The organism is Clostridium boliviensis (assembly GCF_033342255.1).
GTDB lineage: Bacteria > Bacillota > Clostridia > Lachnospirales > Lachnospiraceae > Lacrimispora > Lacrimispora boliviensis.
This window is the reverse complement of sequence record NZ_JAWONS010000102.1, coordinates 56725-74431: the sequence shown is the minus strand read 5'-3', so window position 1 is coordinate 74431 and position 17707 is coordinate 56725. Positions and strand designations below refer to the sequence as shown.

At 40.5% G+C, this 17707-nt stretch carries 17 protein-coding genes; 12 read left to right on the top strand and 5 right to left on the bottom strand.

The features are described from left to right. Positions 1-115 precede the first annotated feature (115 nt). The 5 genes from RZO55_RS05605 to RZO55_RS05585 all read right to left on the bottom strand — a co-directional run bounded on the left by RZO55_RS05605 (position 116) and on the right by RZO55_RS05585 (position 5807). Complete coding sequence (locus tag RZO55_RS05605; RefSeq protein WP_318063302.1) at positions 116-853, bottom strand: YomU family phage tail tube protein; 738 nt, start codon at positions 851-853, stop codon at positions 116-118. Positions 854-907: 54 nt separating this feature from the next. Further along, positions 908-1729, bottom strand: coding sequence for a hypothetical protein (locus RZO55_RS05600; RefSeq protein WP_318063301.1), 822 nt, complete (start codon positions 1727-1729; stop codon positions 908-910). A gap of 222 nt (positions 1730-1951) precedes the next feature. Further along, entirely contained in the window at positions 1952-2827 is an 876-nt protein-coding gene (locus RZO55_RS05595; protein ID WP_318063300.1) for a hypothetical protein, read from the bottom strand. Further along, a complete protein-coding gene (locus RZO55_RS05590) occupies positions 2824-5595 on the bottom strand; it encodes an RNA dependent RNA polymerase (RefSeq protein WP_318063298.1) in 2772 nt (923 codons plus the stop codon). Before RZO55_RS05590 ends, RZO55_RS05595 begins: the two co-directional genes overlap by 4 nt. 23 nt (positions 5596-5618) lie before the next feature. Next, complete coding sequence (locus RZO55_RS05585; RefSeq protein ID WP_318063297.1) at positions 5619-5807, bottom strand: hypothetical protein; 189 nt, start codon at positions 5805-5807, stop codon at positions 5619-5621. A gap of 425 nt (positions 5808-6232) precedes the next feature. On the opposite strand from RZO55_RS05585, the gene RZO55_RS05580 reads away from it, so the two are divergent. The 12 genes from RZO55_RS05580 (at position 6233) to RZO55_RS05525 (ending at position 17707) form a co-directional block, all read left to right on the top strand. Continuing rightward, entirely contained in the window at positions 6233-7351 is a 1119-nt protein-coding gene (locus tag RZO55_RS05580) for a C45 family autoproteolytic acyltransferase/hydrolase (RefSeq protein WP_318063296.1), read from the top strand. Between the two features lie 19 nt (positions 7352-7370). Beyond that, positions 7371-8246, top strand: a complete 876-nt coding sequence (locus tag RZO55_RS05575; protein ID WP_318063295.1) for an AraC family transcriptional regulator — start codon at positions 7371-7373, stop codon at positions 8244-8246. 104 nt (positions 8247-8350) lie between these two features. Next, a complete protein-coding gene (locus RZO55_RS05570) occupies positions 8351-9136 on the top strand; it encodes an AAC(3) family N-acetyltransferase (protein WP_318063294.1) in 786 nt (261 codons plus the stop codon). A gap of 341 nt (positions 9137-9477) precedes the next feature. After that, positions 9478-9657 (top strand): hypothetical protein, encoded by a 180-nt coding sequence (locus tag RZO55_RS05565; protein ID WP_318063293.1) that lies wholly within the window; start codon positions 9478-9480, stop codon positions 9655-9657. Beyond that, positions 9657-10151: an ATPase gene (locus RZO55_RS05560; protein ID WP_318063381.1), complete on the top strand. Its 495-nt coding sequence runs from the start codon at positions 9657-9659 to the stop codon at positions 10149-10151. The genes RZO55_RS05565 and RZO55_RS05560 overlap by 1 nt, the downstream gene beginning before the upstream one ends. A 170-nt stretch (positions 10152-10321) precedes the next feature. Continuing rightward, on the top strand, positions 10322-10648 hold the full coding sequence (locus RZO55_RS05555; RefSeq protein WP_318063292.1) for a DUF5688 family protein: 327 nt from the start codon (positions 10322-10324) through the stop codon (positions 10646-10648). Positions 10649-10884: 236 nt separating this feature from the next. Continuing rightward, on the top strand, positions 10885-11394 hold the full coding sequence (locus RZO55_RS05550) for a QueT transporter family protein (protein ID WP_318063291.1): 510 nt from the start codon (positions 10885-10887) through the stop codon (positions 11392-11394). 149 nt (positions 11395-11543) lie between these two features. Beyond that, positions 11544-12464 carry a hypothetical protein gene (locus RZO55_RS05545; protein ID WP_318063290.1) on the top strand — a complete coding sequence of 307 codons (921 nt, stop codon included), beginning with the start codon at positions 11544-11546 and terminating at the stop codon, positions 12462-12464. Between the two features lie 259 nt (positions 12465-12723). Further along, positions 12724-14103 (top strand): UDP-N-acetylmuramate--L-alanine ligase, encoded by a 1380-nt coding sequence (murC, locus tag RZO55_RS05540; RefSeq protein WP_318063289.1) that lies wholly within the window; start codon positions 12724-12726, stop codon positions 14101-14103. A gap of 263 nt (positions 14104-14366) precedes the next feature. Then, positions 14367-15410, top strand: a complete 1044-nt coding sequence (locus RZO55_RS05535) for a DnaD domain protein (RefSeq protein ID WP_318063288.1) — start codon at positions 14367-14369, stop codon at positions 15408-15410. 32 nt (positions 15411-15442) lie between these two features. Then, positions 15443-16438 (top strand): ATP-binding protein, encoded by a 996-nt coding sequence (locus RZO55_RS05530; RefSeq protein WP_318063287.1) that lies wholly within the window; start codon positions 15443-15445, stop codon positions 16436-16438. A gap of 90 nt (positions 16439-16528) precedes the next feature. Then, positions 16529-17707 (top strand): ribose-phosphate pyrophosphokinase, encoded by a 1179-nt coding sequence (locus tag RZO55_RS05525; RefSeq protein ID WP_318063286.1) that lies wholly within the window; start codon positions 16529-16531, stop codon positions 17705-17707.

Sequence of the window (17707 nt, the reverse complement as noted above, 5' to 3'; positions counted from 1 at the left end):
AGATTAGGGGTTGCTTATAGGAAAACGAAAAAAACAGGGAATAACGATTGTATGGTACTTCGCTATTCCCTGAGTGTTATTCCTAACACAAACTACAATCGTTTATACACGAAACTTAAGCCTCTGCTTCTGCGTATTCAACCATGTCAGCTACATTGCCATCCTTATCTTCCAGACATGCAAATTCAATCTTTACAGTTGCTGCGTCACCGCTGGAAGAAAAACTTAAATCCAATGCTTTTTTCGGTTTGCATTTGTAAGCATTAATCACATAAGGAGTGATAACTCCGCTTTCATCCTTTTCAACCGTTTTCATGGTGATGTAGTAATCCTGAGGGTTCTTCTTGTTATTGAAGCTGATTTTCTGAACTCCGGAATCTTTTACAGTTAAATAACCCACTTCATAGGACTGGCCGACTGCAAGTTCTGCCGGTGTGGTGGATGTGAACTTAGATTCTTCTTCGGCACCTTTAATGGCTTCGCCTCCAAAATCACCTTCTTTATAAACAAATACGGAAGCGGATTTAACACCTGCTGGAAGGGATAGCTCGCCGGCAGTTGTACAGGCAATTGTTTTCTTTTCTGCAACAACTGCAGTTGTATCAATGGTGCCATCAGATAATAAGGCATAGAGCTTGAAGGGTTTTACCTGTGCTTCCACAGTCATTGTTCCATCCATAGGATTTGAAAATGCGATTTTCTTAGCACCTTTGCTTGTGGCGTAGGTTTCATCAGCTGTGAAACCAAAGGTAGTTACATTAGCATCTTCGAAGAAGAGATAGGGAGCCAGTGTTTTTAATACACGGATATCCACGTCACAACAGGTTCTGTTAGCTTTGTTAATGTTTGTCATTCTAAAATTCCTCCTGATTTTTAAATTATAAAAAAAGACCGGCATATTGCAGGTCTAATTTTCGGTAATAAAATTTTTGTACCACTGTGTTGCATCAAACTGCTTCTTTTCATCACCCCAGGCGGCTACAGTCATAGACTGTATGTCGTAAAAATTGTTGACCTGAAGCCGTTTAAACTGATCATATAGCTGATAAACCGTAATATCCCATATATTTTGAATATTAAGAGAGGGGTGCCTGGCAGAGACTGCCGAAATAATATTGGGCAGATCCATATTTTTATCTGCTTTTATCACTGATTCTTTTTTTTTCTGTGCCTCCAGTGTCCGATCGTAAAGAGCTTTGGCCAATTTGCTTTTAAACACAGGCGTTTCTGCTTTCTGAGCCTTTGTAGAGATTCCGTTTCTCTGAAGAATGAGATCTGCTATTTCAGGGTAACAAGCTTTGGGAATGATATAAACTGGGTCTTTTTTCTCTGCATTTATAAAACCCTGCTTATCCTGAGAGTAGGTGAGCCTACTGCTTAAGAAAAAAGATAAAGCCTGTTCCAGAGTAAATAATAAAACAGGGTCAAAAATTACAAGGTCCATAAATGGTAAAATGTTTTTTTCTTCCTCTGTAAACGTATCATATTCTGCCCGCATTCTTTGAAAAGCTTGTTTTTCTTTCTCAGAATAATTAGTCAGGTAATGAAATTGTTCATGATCAATCCCGTAAAGATAAGATTCTTTATTCAGCATAAGTGCCGCTAAATAGGACTGGTAAACGGGGAATGAAATCTCTGATATCTCACTCAGTAACGGAGAACGGATATGTAAGCCATTTTGCAGTATAACAGGGGCGGTACTAAGCAGCGTTCCATAATCCAGTTTCATTGGATTCCTCCTTTCGCACATAAATAACAGTATATACAAACGGCAGTCTGACGGCCGTTTGCCATCAGACCACCGGTAACAAGGAGTTTATGAGAAAGGATTTTTCAACTGTTACCTTTCCATATTAGAAAATTTACAATCGAACATGTGTTTGTATTTCGCCCTTGCAGTATAAGGGATTTTTAGTACTATAGGTGTACTGAGGACTGAAATGAACCAGGTCTACAAGGCTGTTTTACTTCGGTAACGCCTCATTTTCATTCTCTGAAGTTCTTTGCGGTGACTGGTTTTACATGTCTCACACCGGCATTCTCTGCTGGACGCTTCCGCATTAAAAGTCACACCACAGTCCCGGCAGAGAATGGTTTTTACTCCGACAGGAGTGTAGTAGGGGTTCTTTTTAACACAATCTTTGCAGTATTTCTTATTAACAGAAGTTTTTCTGATTAATATGTTACAACCTGTGCATCTGATATAATCCTCTCCCTTATAGAGTCTCCATTCATATCCCAGTTTGCGGAAATCAGTAATGCAGAGTCTTCTTTCAGAATCATCATGAACAAACAGTATTTTTATGCTCAGATTATCAATTTTTTGGGCATAATCAATGAACCCCATTTCTCTTAACTTATAAAACCGAATGTCTTTATCATAGGAATTGGTGGTAATACAGGCGAGGCGGTATATTTCACTGTCGGGATTATTCACCCAGTTCTGATTGTTTTTATTTTTATAATTGTGATACTTGGCCAGACATAATAGTGTAAATGCAAGCCGTTCCAGAACCTTGTCATTTATTCCTATAATAATGTTCAGTTCCTTTTGTGTAATCCAGATACCGTCACACTGACAGAGGGGAAACTTTGCAGCCTGTCTGGCACAGGACACAATACTGTTTGTCCAGTCCAGAGGATTGTATCTGGGGTAATGCTGTTCCATAAAGCAATGCAGTCTGTCAATTAGTTTATCACCGTGGCATCCATATATATGATAGTAGTAGCGGGCAAGAATGCTTAAAGTCTGATATGGTTTCGAAAAATCTATTGGTTCCGTACAAAGTAATTGTTCTGCATATTTTTTTTCATCTAAAATAATCAAAGTCTCTCTTCCTTTCCTATTTTCTTTTCTTTCATAATGAATGACTCGCCCCCATATTTAAATACCCCTTCAGCATCTGTTTCTGCCAGTGCAGGAAAATGGATAATATCATTATTTTTTTTGAGAAGCGTTTGTATAATGGTATCTCCGCAGATATCCCAGACAAACTGCTTGGATTTATTGGTGGTATAACACATGTCTAAAAGAATTTCACACAGTTCCAGAGAATTGGGGCAAATGGATTCACACGCTGAGCGAAATTTCATACGCATCATCGTCCTGTTTTCAGCCGTTTCCTCTTTATCCAGGCGCATGGTTTTGGCAGCCTGCTGGTAGAGTTTCATGGTATCGTCATATTCTTTTTTAATACTCTGGATTTTTCTATAAACGCTTTTCTGATAGCTGACTCCGCTTTTTAAGACAGAGTAATCAAAGCAGGTTTCGTTTTTTCGGTCAGAGAGAAATTGACTAAAATTTTCCTCAATCAGAAGGCAGATCCGGTTAACGGTACTGAGATTGTTACCGGTGGGCATAAATTTCTGATGGAATTTCAGAAATTCCGCCTGTTCGGGGGTGTAATTCTGAGTCTGTTCAAGGTCCATAAGAGACATTTGAAACTGCCGGATACATTTCTTATTGCTGCCAGTGGTGTATTTCTTATATTCATTCATGAGATCTGGGTAAATGTATCTCATAAAATAAGGCTTTTTATCTGCAGCAATACTAATACAAAGTTTCTTAAATTCCTTTTCTTTCTCAGTTGATTCAGGAAGCTTATGACAGGCTGATTTATCGTACCAGTACCTGGGCATTGGTTTTGATAGAATTCCTTTTGCCTTATCAATCGAATTCTGCTGGTAGTGTTGTCCGCACATGATTCTGTATTCAAGCATCCTGTATTCCGGCCTGTCTTTCTCAAAACCTGACTGAAGCTCAATCATAGAGGTGATTCTGTTGGTTATTGAACCGATTTCATCACCAAAGGCGAGAAGATTTGCTTTAATAAGAGCCGGTTCGTCTGGAATTATTTTTTCTGCCTGTCTCTGTACACATTCAATGGTAGGATCATTCCTGGTATTGTTTAAAATAATTTCGTTGTTAGTTGTAAAAAAACTGTCGCTGTCTTTGTCCGCTCCATTTAAAGCATCACAGGTAGAATCCCAGGAATTAAGAATCAGTCCCGTCTGATTGTATTGGTACCAGTAATCCATTTCCTGGCTATGAACGACAGACCGCTTTCGTAAGTTATTGTGGCAGGTCATGGGGGCTCGAAAGCAGGCAATTTCGCTTACGCCCTGATCCAGCCAGTATCTGTGGTAAACTTCCCCCGGCTTTAACAGACCGGTAACTGGTAGTCCAAAGATTGACTGGGCGAGAGAATAAAGATCTCCGGAAACAATGGCATAATTACCGGTTAGCTGAATGGAACCTTTAGCAGCCATCTGGATTCTCTTTTTAATCATTCCATAAACTTTACTGAGTATAAATGGATCCTCCTTCATGCCTTCATCAATCATGAGCGCTTTAACAAAATCATTGTTTAAACCATCTATTTGATCTTCTTCTAAATACATGCCTTTTAAGAAAACAAGAGTTTTACCCCAATCCATACAAAGGGCGCCTTTCAGTTCTTCTATAGTAGGTTCACAAAGCTTCTGTATTTCTTCATCTGTAAATTCATAAGTCTGAAGAAATTGATAATTAGCATTTCTTACATGCTCCAGATTTAGTGGAGTTGTTTTTGATACGGAAAACTGGTAGTGATTTTCCATTGAGCAGCCAAGAAAATGTTCCAGGCTGTTATAGGAGTCCCAGAGCTTCACCATAGATGCAGTGAGAATTACATCAAAGTCACGGACATCCCGAGGTTTTCCCCATACATCTTCAATCATGTAGTTTTCATGATTGATCTTTTGGGCAAATTCAACAAAATCGAAAGTAAAAAGCATACCTTTTGTCCAGGCAAAGCGTGTATTGACACCAGTAATGGTTTTATCCTCTGCAGATACGCCATTCAGCTCTTTATTGATGAGTTTAGAATATTCCGGAGACATGAAACCATAGCCATCGGAGTCGCAATAAGTAATTTCATAATCTTTTTTATATGACATGTCCGGCTCGGTTCCATCCTCATCACGAATCAGGATAACATCCTCTTTCCATGAGACAAAACAATCCTTCACAACTACAATGCGGGGCATGGTTACTGGGACAGAACTGCTGCAGATCAGCGCCTGGTAAGCCTCCAGTTTAGCAGGCACCAGCTTTTTATTTAGATCTCTCCCATTTTCCATACGTTTTTTAATTGGTTCATAAACACGTTCACTGACGTAGGTGATTGTAGACTTTTTGACACCACCGTTTGTGCCCAGAAGCCTGTGGTATCGGATTCCATTAATTGAAAATCCTTTGTTTGATCTATGGTAATCTTTTGTGGAATCCATAATCAGGTAGAGGCAGTCTGTCTGATATTGAAGATCGTACAGCTTTTTGTATAATTCTTTTACACGTTTTTTAGAGTCCTCTCCTTTAGCCGTCTTTTTTAATTCTTTTAATTGTAGTTTTAAAGAGCTCACTTCTTTGTCCATATCCTCATTGCCGTTTAATTCCATAATCCAGCGTAGAAGCTGGCTGTCTCCTGCCGCCACCACATCATTTTTGTTATGAAGCGCAGCGGAAAGAGGAAGAGATAAATTCCAGCCTGCTTCTGCCAGGCGGCGGCTTTGCAGCTTATATATAAATCTTTGACAGGTTTGGTTGCTGTTCAATTGTTTTCCCCCTTTCGGTTAAATCATAAAGTAGTATGTTTGTTCTGCATGTTTGTGTTGTCTGACTTCACTTTGCGCTCTTGTGGCGTATAAGGGGGAATATTACGCTGTCTGGTTGATTCGGTACAGAAATCTCGAAGACTGATTTCTCCTGCATAGACTCTGTGAAATTCTTCTCTTGTTGGTATTGTTGTTTTTAGTTCTGATTTCATATGAAATGCCTCTCCTTTCGTTTTATCTGCCGATTTTAACGGTCAGACGGTTTTGATAAAGGAGAGAAGATTTACAGATAGGTAAAGGGAAGTTTTTGGTATTTTTATTGTGTGTACAGATAATAACATGATGTAGACAAAAAGTCAACAAAAATCCGGAAATAGATATTACGGGCAGCTATTGACTTTTTTACCTGCTGGTGTTATGATTTGCGCAGAACACATGTTCGATATGGGGAGAAGATTTAGGGAAGATTGTTATTATTATGTGGAAATAGTATAATAAGAATATAGTTGGTATATTGTATAAGTTAAGGGATGAAAACTATAATTAAGATTTAATTGCATAAGTAAAAAAGCAGAAAATATCATGCAGCATTCCAACTGACTGATTAAACTAAACTCAGAACAGGAGGATTAAAAATATGAATAATGTTATGGCTTATACGATGAATCTGGAAGGTACGAATTATGAAACAGGCTATCAGACGGGAAAAAGAATGGGAGCAATTCCCCAGTTAAGAGACATTCATACCCAATCAGTAGAAGGCTTTGGAGCGCCTGATTTTAAAGACGCAAAGAAGCTGTTTGATCAATGGTGTCCCGGACTGACTGAAGAGATGAAAGGATTTGCAGACGCTTTGCAGGTAAGCGAAGATCAGATTTTCTTTTATGGAATGACATATTTGTTGCCCCGCTGCAGCCACATTGCACTGCAGCCGTCTATGACAGCAGAACATAAGCCGCTTCTGGCCCGGAACTATGAATTTAGTCATGAAGCAGAGGATTTCTGCCTTGCAAAAACCAAGATTCAGGGAAAGTTTGCACATATTGGAACCAGTGTATTGTTTTTTGGCAGAGATGATGGAATCAATGAACATGGCCTGTCAGTGACGATGAGTTCCTGTGGCTTTCCTGTAGGTGCGATGACGTATATGCGAAAGCCCAAGGTAAAGGGTCTTCAATTCTGGGCTGTAATTCGTGCCCTGCTGGAGAACTGTAAAGATGTAACTGAGGCGCTGGAGTATATGAAAGATATGCCCATTGCTTATAACTTAAATTTATTAATTTTGGATCAAACCGGCAGTGCGGCTCTGGTTGAGACACTGGATGGACGAAAATCATATAAGATACTGGATCCTGACTCACCACAATCATTTTTACATGCCACTAACCACCCTGTATTACCGGAGTTAATTCCCTATGAACCAAAAGCATTTGTCCATTCAGCAAAGCGTTATGATTATATCTCGCGGACCCTGTCCGGCTCTTTTGGTATTACCACGGATCAGTTGAAAGATATGCTTTTGTCTAAATATCCGGAGGGATTGTGCACCCATTACTACGAGGAATACTTTGGAACTACAAAGAGCATGATTCTGTCACCAGTTGATCGTTCTATTGATATTTGCTGGGGTGGCAGAGAAGAGAACGGCTGGGAGCGCTTTCGGGTGGATGATGTTATGGAAGAGAGCGTCAGGGAGATCGGATTAAATTTTGAAAAAGCAGACCCGGATATTTTTACCTATCAGCCAATCATATAAAAAGGGAGAGGGGATTGATATGAATTACCGGAAGGCGCTGGAACGGGCTGTCATTTACATTGAAACCAACTTAAGTGAGGATATATGTGTAGAGGATGTGGCCAAAGCTGCCGGTTACTCATACTACCATCTTAACCGGCAGTTTTTGGCACTTCTGGGTGAAAGTATAGGCAGTTATATAAAAAAGCGCCGCCTTGCCAATGCAGCAAAGCGGCTGCTCTATACAGAGGAAAGAATTATAGATATTGCTATAGACAGTGGATTTGAGTCATCAGAAGCGTTCAGCCGCGCATTTAAAGCAATTTATCAGGTAAGTCCCCAGATATACCGTAAAAATCGACTGGATGCCTGTGTGGGATCAAAAGAGCGACTGGATCAGGGGTTATTACAGCATCTGATATCAAACGTAACGGTACACCCTCGAATAGTGACCATGCCGGAGATTAAAGTAGCAGGCATTCGGGGAGAGACTACTCTTTCTGATATAAAGCTGAGAGAACTTTGGAACCATGCAAACCGTATGCATTGCGACATACCACATCGGGTGGAGGGTGGCAGAGGGTTTGGGATCTGTGAGGCATGTAATGAAAATACTTTGTATACGATGAATGACTGGGTTTTATTCACTGAGGTGGCTGGATACGAGGTGGATTCATTTGAAGATCTTCCATCCCAATTTGTCCGTAAGATTCTGCCTGCCGGTAAATATGCTGTATTTACTCACAGGGGAAGTTTACGTATGCTGCCCCAGACGTTTGACTATATCTGGGGAACCTGGTTTCTGACAACGGATGAGGAGTTAGACTGGCGGGAGGATTTTGAACTTTATGATAACCGGTTTCTGGGATATGACCACCCGGACTCAGAAACAGATCTGTATATTCCCATTCGATAACAGCTATAGTTATGTCTTGGTGGATACTTGCAAAATATCTACGCAACCATTATGATAGTGGATACCATGTCAATTAACTGATTTGGGATAAGAAAGGTATAATTATGTTTACAAAACAAGATCTGAAGCAGAATTTAAAAGAGATGGGAATAAAGCCCCATGACACTTTACTGGTACATTCATCCATGAAATCAATCGGAGAAGTTGACGGTGGGGCGGATACTGTTCTTGATGCTTTAATGGAATATCTGTCAGAAGGACTTCTGATACTTCCCACTCATACATGGTACTCCATGTCGGAATACCATAGCGTATACGACCCTCGGTTAGAGCCGGCCTGTGTTGGGATTTTACCAAATCTTTTTATGAAACGGAAAGGCGTTCTTCGTTCCCTTCACCCGACACATAGTGTTGCTGTGTATGGAGCGGACAGCGAAGAATTCATTGAAGGAGAAGAAAATCGGATCACGCCCTGTCCTCCAGGGGGATGCTATGACCGTTTAAAGGAAAGAAACGGAAAAATTCTGCTGATTGGAATCGGACATGAAAGAAATACTTTTATCCATTGCGTGGAAGAACATTTAGATGTCCCGGACCGTCTGACCAGTGAGCCAACATATTTTAAGATCGTTATGCCTGATGGTAAGATAAAGCCTTCCTTCATGCACCGTCATGACAATTCTGTTACAGATCATATCTCAGAAAATTACACAAAACTGGAACAGGCTTTTTATGATAGAAAAGCTGCTGTTAAGACTTTGTTTGGCAATGCTGACTGTATTCTGTGTGATGCAAAAGCTATCTATGAAGTAACAAAAGATGTGTTATCCCACCAGATTAATTGTATAATAGAGCTGGAAACCATTCCGAAGGAATGGTGGTTAATTTGATAAAGTGCTTGTGTTTTTCAGATGCAACAGAGAATATCCATATAAGCTTACCGGAATGAACGGGTACAGAGCATTGAGGCACAGACTGTCTATGAGAATGATGAATTTGAATATGAATTAGGTCTAATGCCAAAGCTGGTATTGACACCTATGCGTCCAGATATTCAAAAGCGTTTTCTTCTGAATTCAGTCCATGGAAAAGCAATTATGAGGGGATGGCGAAAATGGGGAATTCGTAGAGCAAGCGGCATAAAAAGTACTTACTGCAATTGTTTTGACTGCTCCATTGTATTCTGTTATGTGCTTGTGTTATAATGTATTTACAAGGAAGGAGTGATGACATGCTAATGAATGATGCCTTGAAAATGTTATATAAAGAGTGCCAGAAATTGGAGCCAGATGAGGCGACGCAGTTGATTCTGGGTGCGGAAACGGAAGAAGAGCAGGAGTTTTATTCTATGGTCAGCGACCTTGTTCTTCAGCAGAGACAGAGAAAAGTAATTGAGGAGAATCGTTTTTGATGAAACAATATATTGTTTTTGCAGGGGTGAATGGAGCTGGGAAGTCAACACTATATCAGACATTTCCAAGATTCCAGAATATGCCCAGAATAAACACGGACGAAATTCTTAAGACATTTGGGGATTGGAAGGTCACCAGTGATGTTATGAAAGCGGGAAAATTGGCTGTCCAGGAATTGAATCGGTGTCTGTCTGCAGGAATTTCCTTTAATCAAGAAACAACTCTCTGCGGTAAGACCATTTTCAAAACGATAGAAAAGGCTAAGAATCAGGGATATTCTATTGAACTATATTACGTTGGAGTGGATACTGTGGAGCTGGCCAAAGAGAGAATTGTCTACCGTGTATCAAAGGGAGGGCATGGAATCCCAGATGCGGACGTGGAAAAGCGGTATCTGGAGACGTTCCGGAATCTTAAGCAGATTCTTCCCATGTGCAATTTGGCTTCTTTGTATGACAATACGGAGGAATTTAGAAGAATTGCTATTTATTAAGATGGGATTCCGGTTCGTATTTCCCATAATGTGCCGGACTGGTTTCAACAACGTATTTAATAGAAATTGCCCTTGCAGTGTAAGCTGCAGGGGCTTTTTGCTGTAAAAGAAGGTGATGATATGAATATGAAAGACTTAATATTTGTGATGGTGGATTAGTTGACGAACTGTTGGGAGAGGGCAGGGTACCCCTTTATGTATTATCCAACTCAAGACAGGTGAATGGTGGCAGCTGTATTTTATATGATAACTGCCTGAAGAGATTTGCGTCCGAACAGGGGACGGATATTATCATACTTCCATCGAGCGTCCATGAAATGTTGCTTATTCCCGTAAAGAAAGCTGTATCATATGAAGAACTTAGTGCCATGGTCACTGAAATTAATCAAAGCGAAGTTTCGGAAGAGGATATTAACTGTGCAGAGGTAAACTTTACCAGGGGAAATGGGAGTGGAATTTACTTTTTCAATTTTCAAATGGAGGGCGTATTTAAATAAGTCTTGATAACTGCTATTCTGAATGATATACTATATCCGTCAATAAGGTCGGGATTTAAGATTCTGAATGCCAGTTTTTAAGTGTAACTGTGTAAAAACTGTGTAGCAGTCATTCTTACATAGACATTGTTGATTCAATAAGGCCGAGAAACCTTTGATTTTACAAGGATCTCACAACAACGACCGGTGTGTTCGAGACCTTCCACACCTAAAACAAAACTAGAGGAGAATAAAATATGAATCACAAATCATCAGTGAAAACCTATTTCATGGTTTTTTCAGCAGTTATTGCTGCAATCTACACGGTGCTGACCATGGCATTTGCCCCCATCAGCTTCGGACCTGTCCAGTTTCGGATTTCGGAAATGCTATGTATCCTTCCCTATTTTACCCCAGCGGCAATCCCAGGATTATTTATCGGGTGTTTTCTGTCTAATCTTCTGTGCGGTGCAGCAGCACTTGACGTAATATTTGGCAGTCTGGCCACACTGATCGGAGCAATTGGAGCTTATAAACTCCGGGGTAATAAGTGGCTGGTATGTATTCCGCCTATATTGTCGAATGTAATTATTATTCCATGGGTTCTTCGATATGCATACGGTTCCCAGGATATGATATGGTATGCTATGATTACGGTAGGAATCGGAGAGGTTCTGGCAATTGGGGTATTGGGTAATATTTTGCTGGGCGTACTTAACAGATACAGATATTTCATATTTGAACGTTTTTTTTCAGAAACAATTTAATAGACTACGAAGAAACTCCCGACTATCATGAAAAGACGGGAGTTTTTGTTTATATTTTCTATTTTCATAACTAGTTACATGTGATAAAATATATTTATCGAAAACATGGCTATGTAACCGGCTTGTAACCGTTTTTTTATATAATAAATATGCAAATGAAAGATTATGGTGAAGGGATGACAGTTGGAAGAATGAGTGTGGTACGAAATGCAGACAGATATTTTACAATAGCAGTGGATGAATTTGATGATAGCAATATAAAAGGGATTTTGTTTCATGAAAGCAGCTCAAACGGAATTATATTTGAAAGCCTGCTGGAGATGTTTTTTCATATGGATCGGATTTTTGATCAATTGGGCAGTCCAAAGCAGACTGTTCAAATTCGGCAGTTTACCGGTGTAAATGATCTCTCTCCTGAAGTGAAGGAAACCAGTGAGAAAGAGAGACCTGGAAAACTGGCAACTTTCAATGTTTTTGTACAGTACCGTTATTACGCAAGCTGGCAGGGAAACTATAAATGGCTGGAAGGTAATGAGAGGGTACCATTTGGAAGTGAGCTTGAACTGATTCTTTCCATGTACCTATTATTATCCGGCAGTGAAACAAAAGAGCATGTTAATAACATCATTACAACATGCCACGTGGCAATAGACACCTATCATTCCGGAAAGTTTACCGGAAATTATCAGAATATACCTTCTGAGATATTAGAACAGCAGGTACAACCAGTTGATTTGGCTAAGTCACTGGGTACTTTTATGGAATATGAATTAAAGAATGATGATATTCCAAAGTATGGGCTGAATTATGGACAGCTGATATCCAGTGATGCTTGTAATCTTTGCAGAAGAGGTGGCAAGATTGCTTCTTTTTCTATTAAGGTACTGTTCCACGAACACGCAACCTGGCAGGGAATTATTTTTTGGAGAGAGGGAAGACAGAAACAGTTGTTCCGCAGTTATAAGGAAATGCTTTATTTGATAGCATCGGTGGCAGAGACTTCGGCTGAAAACAATGGCTTTGGGGAACATCTGCATGCAGGTGCAGGATATGCGTTATCCGGATCATAATTTTCGGTGTCATAAAGTGCACTTTACAGTTCATAGAATCTGTAAGGTGCATTTTTATATAATAAGAAGAAATTATAGCAGATGCATGTGGAGCATGCCACGATCAGGCTTTAGTACTGTTTGGATTCACTTGTAGATTTTCTGCCGTATTTCTTATATAATAAAGAAGAAAGCAGTTGACTTTATAAGAAAAAAGCAGTAAAAGTAATTGGAAGTAACCGTTACATAAATAAAACAATAAATTAAGGATGGATAAAGCATGTATCAAATTGATTTTCATAAACCACAGGCAGTTCATTTTATCGGTATCGGAGGAATCAGCATGAGCGGTCTGGCTGAGATTCTCATAGACGAGGGATTCACAGTGACCGGATCAGATTCCCATGAATCGGAACTGACACATCATTTGGAGACAAAAGGTGCAAACGTTGCGTATGGTCAGCGTGCGGAGAATATTACAGAGGGAATCGATGTGGTGGTTTATACGGCTGCAGTACATTCCGACAATCCAGAACTGATGGCTGCTAAAGAAAAGGGACTTCCTGTTCTCAGCAGGGCAGAGCTGCTTGGTCAGATGATGAAAAATTATGAGAATGCAATTGCAATTTCTGGAACACACGGGAAAACCACAACAACCTCTATGATTACAGAAGTACTACTATGTGCAGATGTGGACCCTACTATTTCCGTAGGAGGAATTTTAAATTCCATAGGTGGTAACATCCGCGTTGGAGGTCCGGATTTATTTGTGACCGAAGCCTGCGAATATACCAACAGTTTTCTTTCTTTTTATCCCACTGTAGAGGTTATTTTAAATATAGAGGCAGATCACCTGGATTTCTTTAAAGATATTAAGGATATCCGCAATTCATTTCGTCTTTTTGCCCAGAAGCTGCCAAAGGATGGACTGCTGGTAATTAATAATGATATCGATAATAATGAGGAGATCGTACGTGATCTGCCCTGTAAAGTAGTAACCTTTGGAAAGAGAGCTGGAAGCAGATACCAGGCAGATTCCATAAGATTTGATGATCTGGCAAGAGCCACTTATGAACTGATAATTGACGGCAGTGTTGTGGATACGGTAACTCTTGGAGTTCCCGGAGAACATAATGTTTATAACTCCCTGGCAGCAGCAGCAGTATGTGCAGAACTTGGTATTTCACTGGAACAGGTGAAAAAGGGATTGAAACACTTTACAGGAACCAACCGCCGTTTTGAAAAGAAAGGTGAACTGGGAGGCGTGACCATTATTGATGATTATGCCCACCATCCCCAGGAGATCCGGGCAACTTTAAACACTGCCCAGCATTATCCACACAAGAAACTCTGGGTGGTTTTTCAGCCCCATACGTATACACGCACAAAGGCATTTCTTGACGAATTTGCAGATGCATTGTCTCTGGCAGATGAGGTGGTACTTGCAGAAATATATGCAGCAAGAGAAACCGACAATCTGGGGATCAGTTCAGCAGATATTGTGGAAAGAATAGAGAAAAAGGGCGTGAAAGCGCACTATATCACTTCATTTGACGAGATTGAAACATTTATTTTAGAAAATTGTATACACGGTGATTTGTTGATAACTATGGGTGCCGGAGATATTGTAAAAGTGGGAGAAAAGCTGTTAGGCTTATAGTTATCCACATTATCCACATAGTTTTCAACATTTTATGTTAAGAAGCTATGTGGATTTTTTAATTTACATAAATTATCGTCTCACAATTTAGGAAATCTAGATTTTATCAGCATTTCGACAGGAATAAAGTGGATAAACTAAGATTATGTATACTTGGTTTCCACATTATCCACAATATCCACAATTGATTTAGTGGATAACTGCCCCTATTTTCTTTTGGAAAGACCTGTGGTATGATATGAATACGATAAAAAGGTGAGGTTATGGCGGTGAATTTTAAAAGCAGTTTTAAGATCAATGGTACGATAATATCAAATCAATTCATAGATGAATCTATGGCTTCGGCTAATGGTGAATATATTAAAGAATATCTGTTCCTGATGCGTCATGAGGGTGAAGAGGTGACCGTTTCCATGATTGCTGATGCCTTAAATCATACAGAGGCCGATGTGATGCGTGCCTTATCTTACTGGAAAAAAGCCGGAGTATTAAGCGAGTCGGCAGTGTCTAAGCCTGAGCTTTCTCCTGCCGCGTCGGAGACGGCATGTTCCGTACGACCGGCTGGTGAAAGAAAGAAGGAAAAGGCCGTGGAATCTCCAGAGCGTAAGTCCTACACTCCGGATCAGATCAGCAGGCTGGCAGGAGATGAGGATTTTTCCCAGCTGCTTTATATTGCCCAGAAATATATGAACAAAGTTTTCACCCAGAGGGAGTGCGAGGTATTTGCTTACCTTTACGATGGCCTTCATATGCCCTCAGAGCTTTTGGAATATGTGGTGGAGTATTGTGTGCAGGGTGGACATACCAGCATACGTTATATTGAAACAGTGGCCATTAACTGGCATGAAAAAGGCTTTCAGACAGTAGATGATGCCAAGAATTATGCACTTACATTTTCAAAGGACTCATTTGCAGTGATGAGAGCTTTTGGACTGAGTGACCGTAATCCCGGAGATTCAGAACGGGAATATATGGATAAATGGTTTCGTACATACGGATTCACCAAAGAGCTGGTTATTGAGGCATGCAACCGGACTCTGACAGCGACGCATTCACCCAGCTTTCCTTATACGGACAAGATTATAGAAGGCTGGAAGAAAGCCGGAGTCCGTACGATGGAAGACATCCGTAAGCTGGATGAGCAGCATGCGGACCGGAAAAAGAGCGGCAATGATAAAGCTGGTAAGGCAGCAGTGAATACAGCTGGTGGGAAGGGAAGGAACGGGCAGAATCAGTTTCAGAACTTTCCTCAACGAGAGATTGATTATGATGCTCTTATTCTTGAACAGCTTACAGAGCTTAAATAACAAAGAGAAGCACAACAGGAACGGAGGTAGCTATGGCACTGAGCAATTCACAATATGACGCCATCATGCGGGCTTACGGGCAGCAGCAGTTGAAGAACCGGCATGAACAGGAAAAGCGGATTGCGCAAGTTTATTTAAAAATTCCTGTAATAAAAGAACTTGACGATTCCATCAGCACAAGAGCCGTAGCATGTGCCCGCAGGCTTTTAGATGGGGACAAGGAGGCTCTAAAGGAGCTGAGAGATGAAATCACGGATTTGCGGGAACAGAAGGCGGTTCTTCTTAAATCCTCCGGGTATCCCGCAGATTATATGGAGATGCAGTATTTATGTCCGGACTGTAAGGATACCGGTTATGCAGATGGCATAAAGTGTCATTGCTTCCGACAGTGTGAGATGAGATATTTATATGCACAGTCCAATATTGAACAGATTATTGCAGTAGAAAATTTTGAAACATTTTCTTATGAGTACTTTGATAATACCAGAGTGATCCCGGTTTTGAACCGGACAGTAAAACAATATATGATGCAGGTAACGGAAACCTGCAGGAATTTTGTGACAAACCTTCCGAAAGAGCATGGGAATCTTCTGTTTACTGGACCGACTGGTGTGGGGAAGACATTTTTAACCAACTGTATCGCCAAAGAGCTGATTGACCGTTTTTATTCTGTGATCTATTTATCCGCCAATGATCTTTTTGAAGTGTTTTCCAAAAATCGATTTGATTATCAGGACGAGGATGATATGAAAGGAATGTATCAATACATTCTGGACTGTGATCTTTTAATCATCGACGATCTTGGTACAGAGTTAAATAACAGCTTTACCTCTTCCGAACTTTTCTACTGTATTAATGAGCGGCTTAATTCATCAAAATCGACGATTATTTCTACCAATCACCCGATTAATGAATTGCGGGACCGTTATACGGAACGGGTTACTTCCAGGCTGATCAGCCGTTATACAGTAATTCCCCTATATGGAGATGATATCCGAATCAGGAAAAAATCCAAACGTGGAGAATGACAAAAACTATCCGATTAACTTGACTATTTTCGCGCATAATGTTATAAAAGAACCGTTGCAATGCATAAGGACACGTTGGAGGAGAAATCAATGCTTTACGAAGAGAAAACGATAGAAACCATTCCGGTTGGACCATTAGGCTTAATTCCTTTAAAAAGCTGTAAGGAACTGGGAGAAAAAGTAAACGATTATCTGGTGGAATGGAGAAAAGATCGGGAAAGTGAACATAAGTCTACCATCGCTTTTTCCGGTTATCAGAGAGAGAGTTATATCATTGGAGCCAGCACCCCCAGATTTGGAACCGGAGAGGCAAAAGGAACACTGCAGCAATCGGTGCGTGGAGATGACCTTTATATCATGGTTGACGTTTGCAATTACAGTCTGACCTATTCTCTGTGTGGGATGACCAACCACATGTCCCCCGATGATCATTTTCAGGATTTAAAACGTGTGATTGCAGCATCTGCGGGTAAACCCAGACGCATTAACGTGATCATGCCTTTCTTATATGAGAGCCGCCAGCATAAGCGCTCCAGAAGAGAATCACTGGACTGTGCATTAGCGCTTCGTGAGCTTGTGAGCATGGGTGTGGAGAATATTATTACATTTGATGCCCATGATCCCAGAGTTCAAAATGCGATTCCATTAAAGGGATTTGAGACGGTTCAGCCAATTTATCAGTTTATTAAATACTTATTAAAAGAAGAGAAGGAACTGGATATTGACAGCGATCACATGATGGTAATCAGCCCTGACGAAGGCGGTATGGGACGTGCTGTGTTCTTTGCCAATGTACTGGGACTTGATATGGGTATGTTCTACAAACGGCGTGATTATACGCAGATTGTGAATGGACGCAATCCAATTGTTGCACATGAATTTCTGGGAAGCAGCGTGGAAGGCAAAGATGTAATTATTGTGGATGATATGATTTCTTCTGGCGAAAGTATGCTTGATGTTGCAAAAGAGCTGAAACGGAGAAAGGCAAAAAAAGTATTTGTCTGTGCTACCTTCGGACTCTTTACCAACGGCCTTGCAAAGTTTGATGAATATTATGAAAATGGACTGATCGACAGGATCTTAACCACAAACCTGGTTCATCAGACACCGGATCTTCTGTCCAGACCTTATTATATTAATGTCGATATGAGCAAATACATCGCTCTTATCATTGATAATTTAAACCATGATGCCTCCCTGAGCCCACTGCTCAATCCAACAAACAGAATCAACCGTCTGCTGGAGCGTTACCGCGCTGGAGACCGTTAA

Excerpts from the sequence above, each read along its gene's own strand:
- RZO55_RS05605 (WP_318063302.1), bottom strand. The coding sequence starts at position 853 with ATGACAAACATTAACAAAGCTAACAGAACCTGTTGTGACGTGGATATC.
- RZO55_RS05600 (WP_318063301.1), bottom strand. The coding sequence starts at position 1,729 with ATGAAACTGGATTATGGAACGCTGCTTAGTACCGCCCCTGTTATACTG.
- RZO55_RS05585 (WP_318063297.1), bottom strand. The coding sequence starts at position 5,807 with ATGAAATCAGAACTAAAAACAACAATACCAACAAGAGAAGAATTTCAC.
- RZO55_RS05580 (WP_318063296.1), top strand. The coding sequence starts at position 6,233 with ATGAATAATGTTATGGCTTATACGATGAATCTGGAAGGTACGAATTAT.
- RZO55_RS05575 (WP_318063295.1), top strand. The coding sequence starts at position 7,371 with ATGAATTACCGGAAGGCGCTGGAACGGGCTGTCATTTACATTGAAACC.
- RZO55_RS05570 (WP_318063294.1), top strand. The coding sequence starts at position 8,351 with ATGTTTACAAAACAAGATCTGAAGCAGAATTTAAAAGAGATGGGAATA.
- RZO55_RS05565 (WP_318063293.1), top strand. The coding sequence starts at position 9,478 with ATGCTAATGAATGATGCCTTGAAAATGTTATATAAAGAGTGCCAGAAA.
- RZO55_RS05560 (WP_318063381.1), top strand. The coding sequence starts at position 9,657 with ATGAAACAATATATTGTTTTTGCAGGGGTGAATGGAGCTGGGAAGTCA.
- RZO55_RS05550 (WP_318063291.1), top strand. The coding sequence starts at position 10,885 with ATGAATCACAAATCATCAGTGAAAACCTATTTCATGGTTTTTTCAGCA.
- RZO55_RS05545 (WP_318063290.1), top strand. The coding sequence starts at position 11,544 with ATGCAAATGAAAGATTATGGTGAAGGGATGACAGTTGGAAGAATGAGT.
- murC (WP_318063289.1), top strand. The coding sequence starts at position 12,724 with ATGTATCAAATTGATTTTCATAAACCACAGGCAGTTCATTTTATCGGT.
- RZO55_RS05535 (WP_318063288.1), top strand. The coding sequence starts at position 14,367 with ATGGCGGTGAATTTTAAAAGCAGTTTTAAGATCAATGGTACGATAATA.
- RZO55_RS05530 (WP_318063287.1), top strand. The coding sequence starts at position 15,443 with ATGGCACTGAGCAATTCACAATATGACGCCATCATGCGGGCTTACGGG.
- RZO55_RS05525 (WP_318063286.1), top strand. The coding sequence starts at position 16,529 with ATGCTTTACGAAGAGAAAACGATAGAAACCATTCCGGTTGGACCATTA.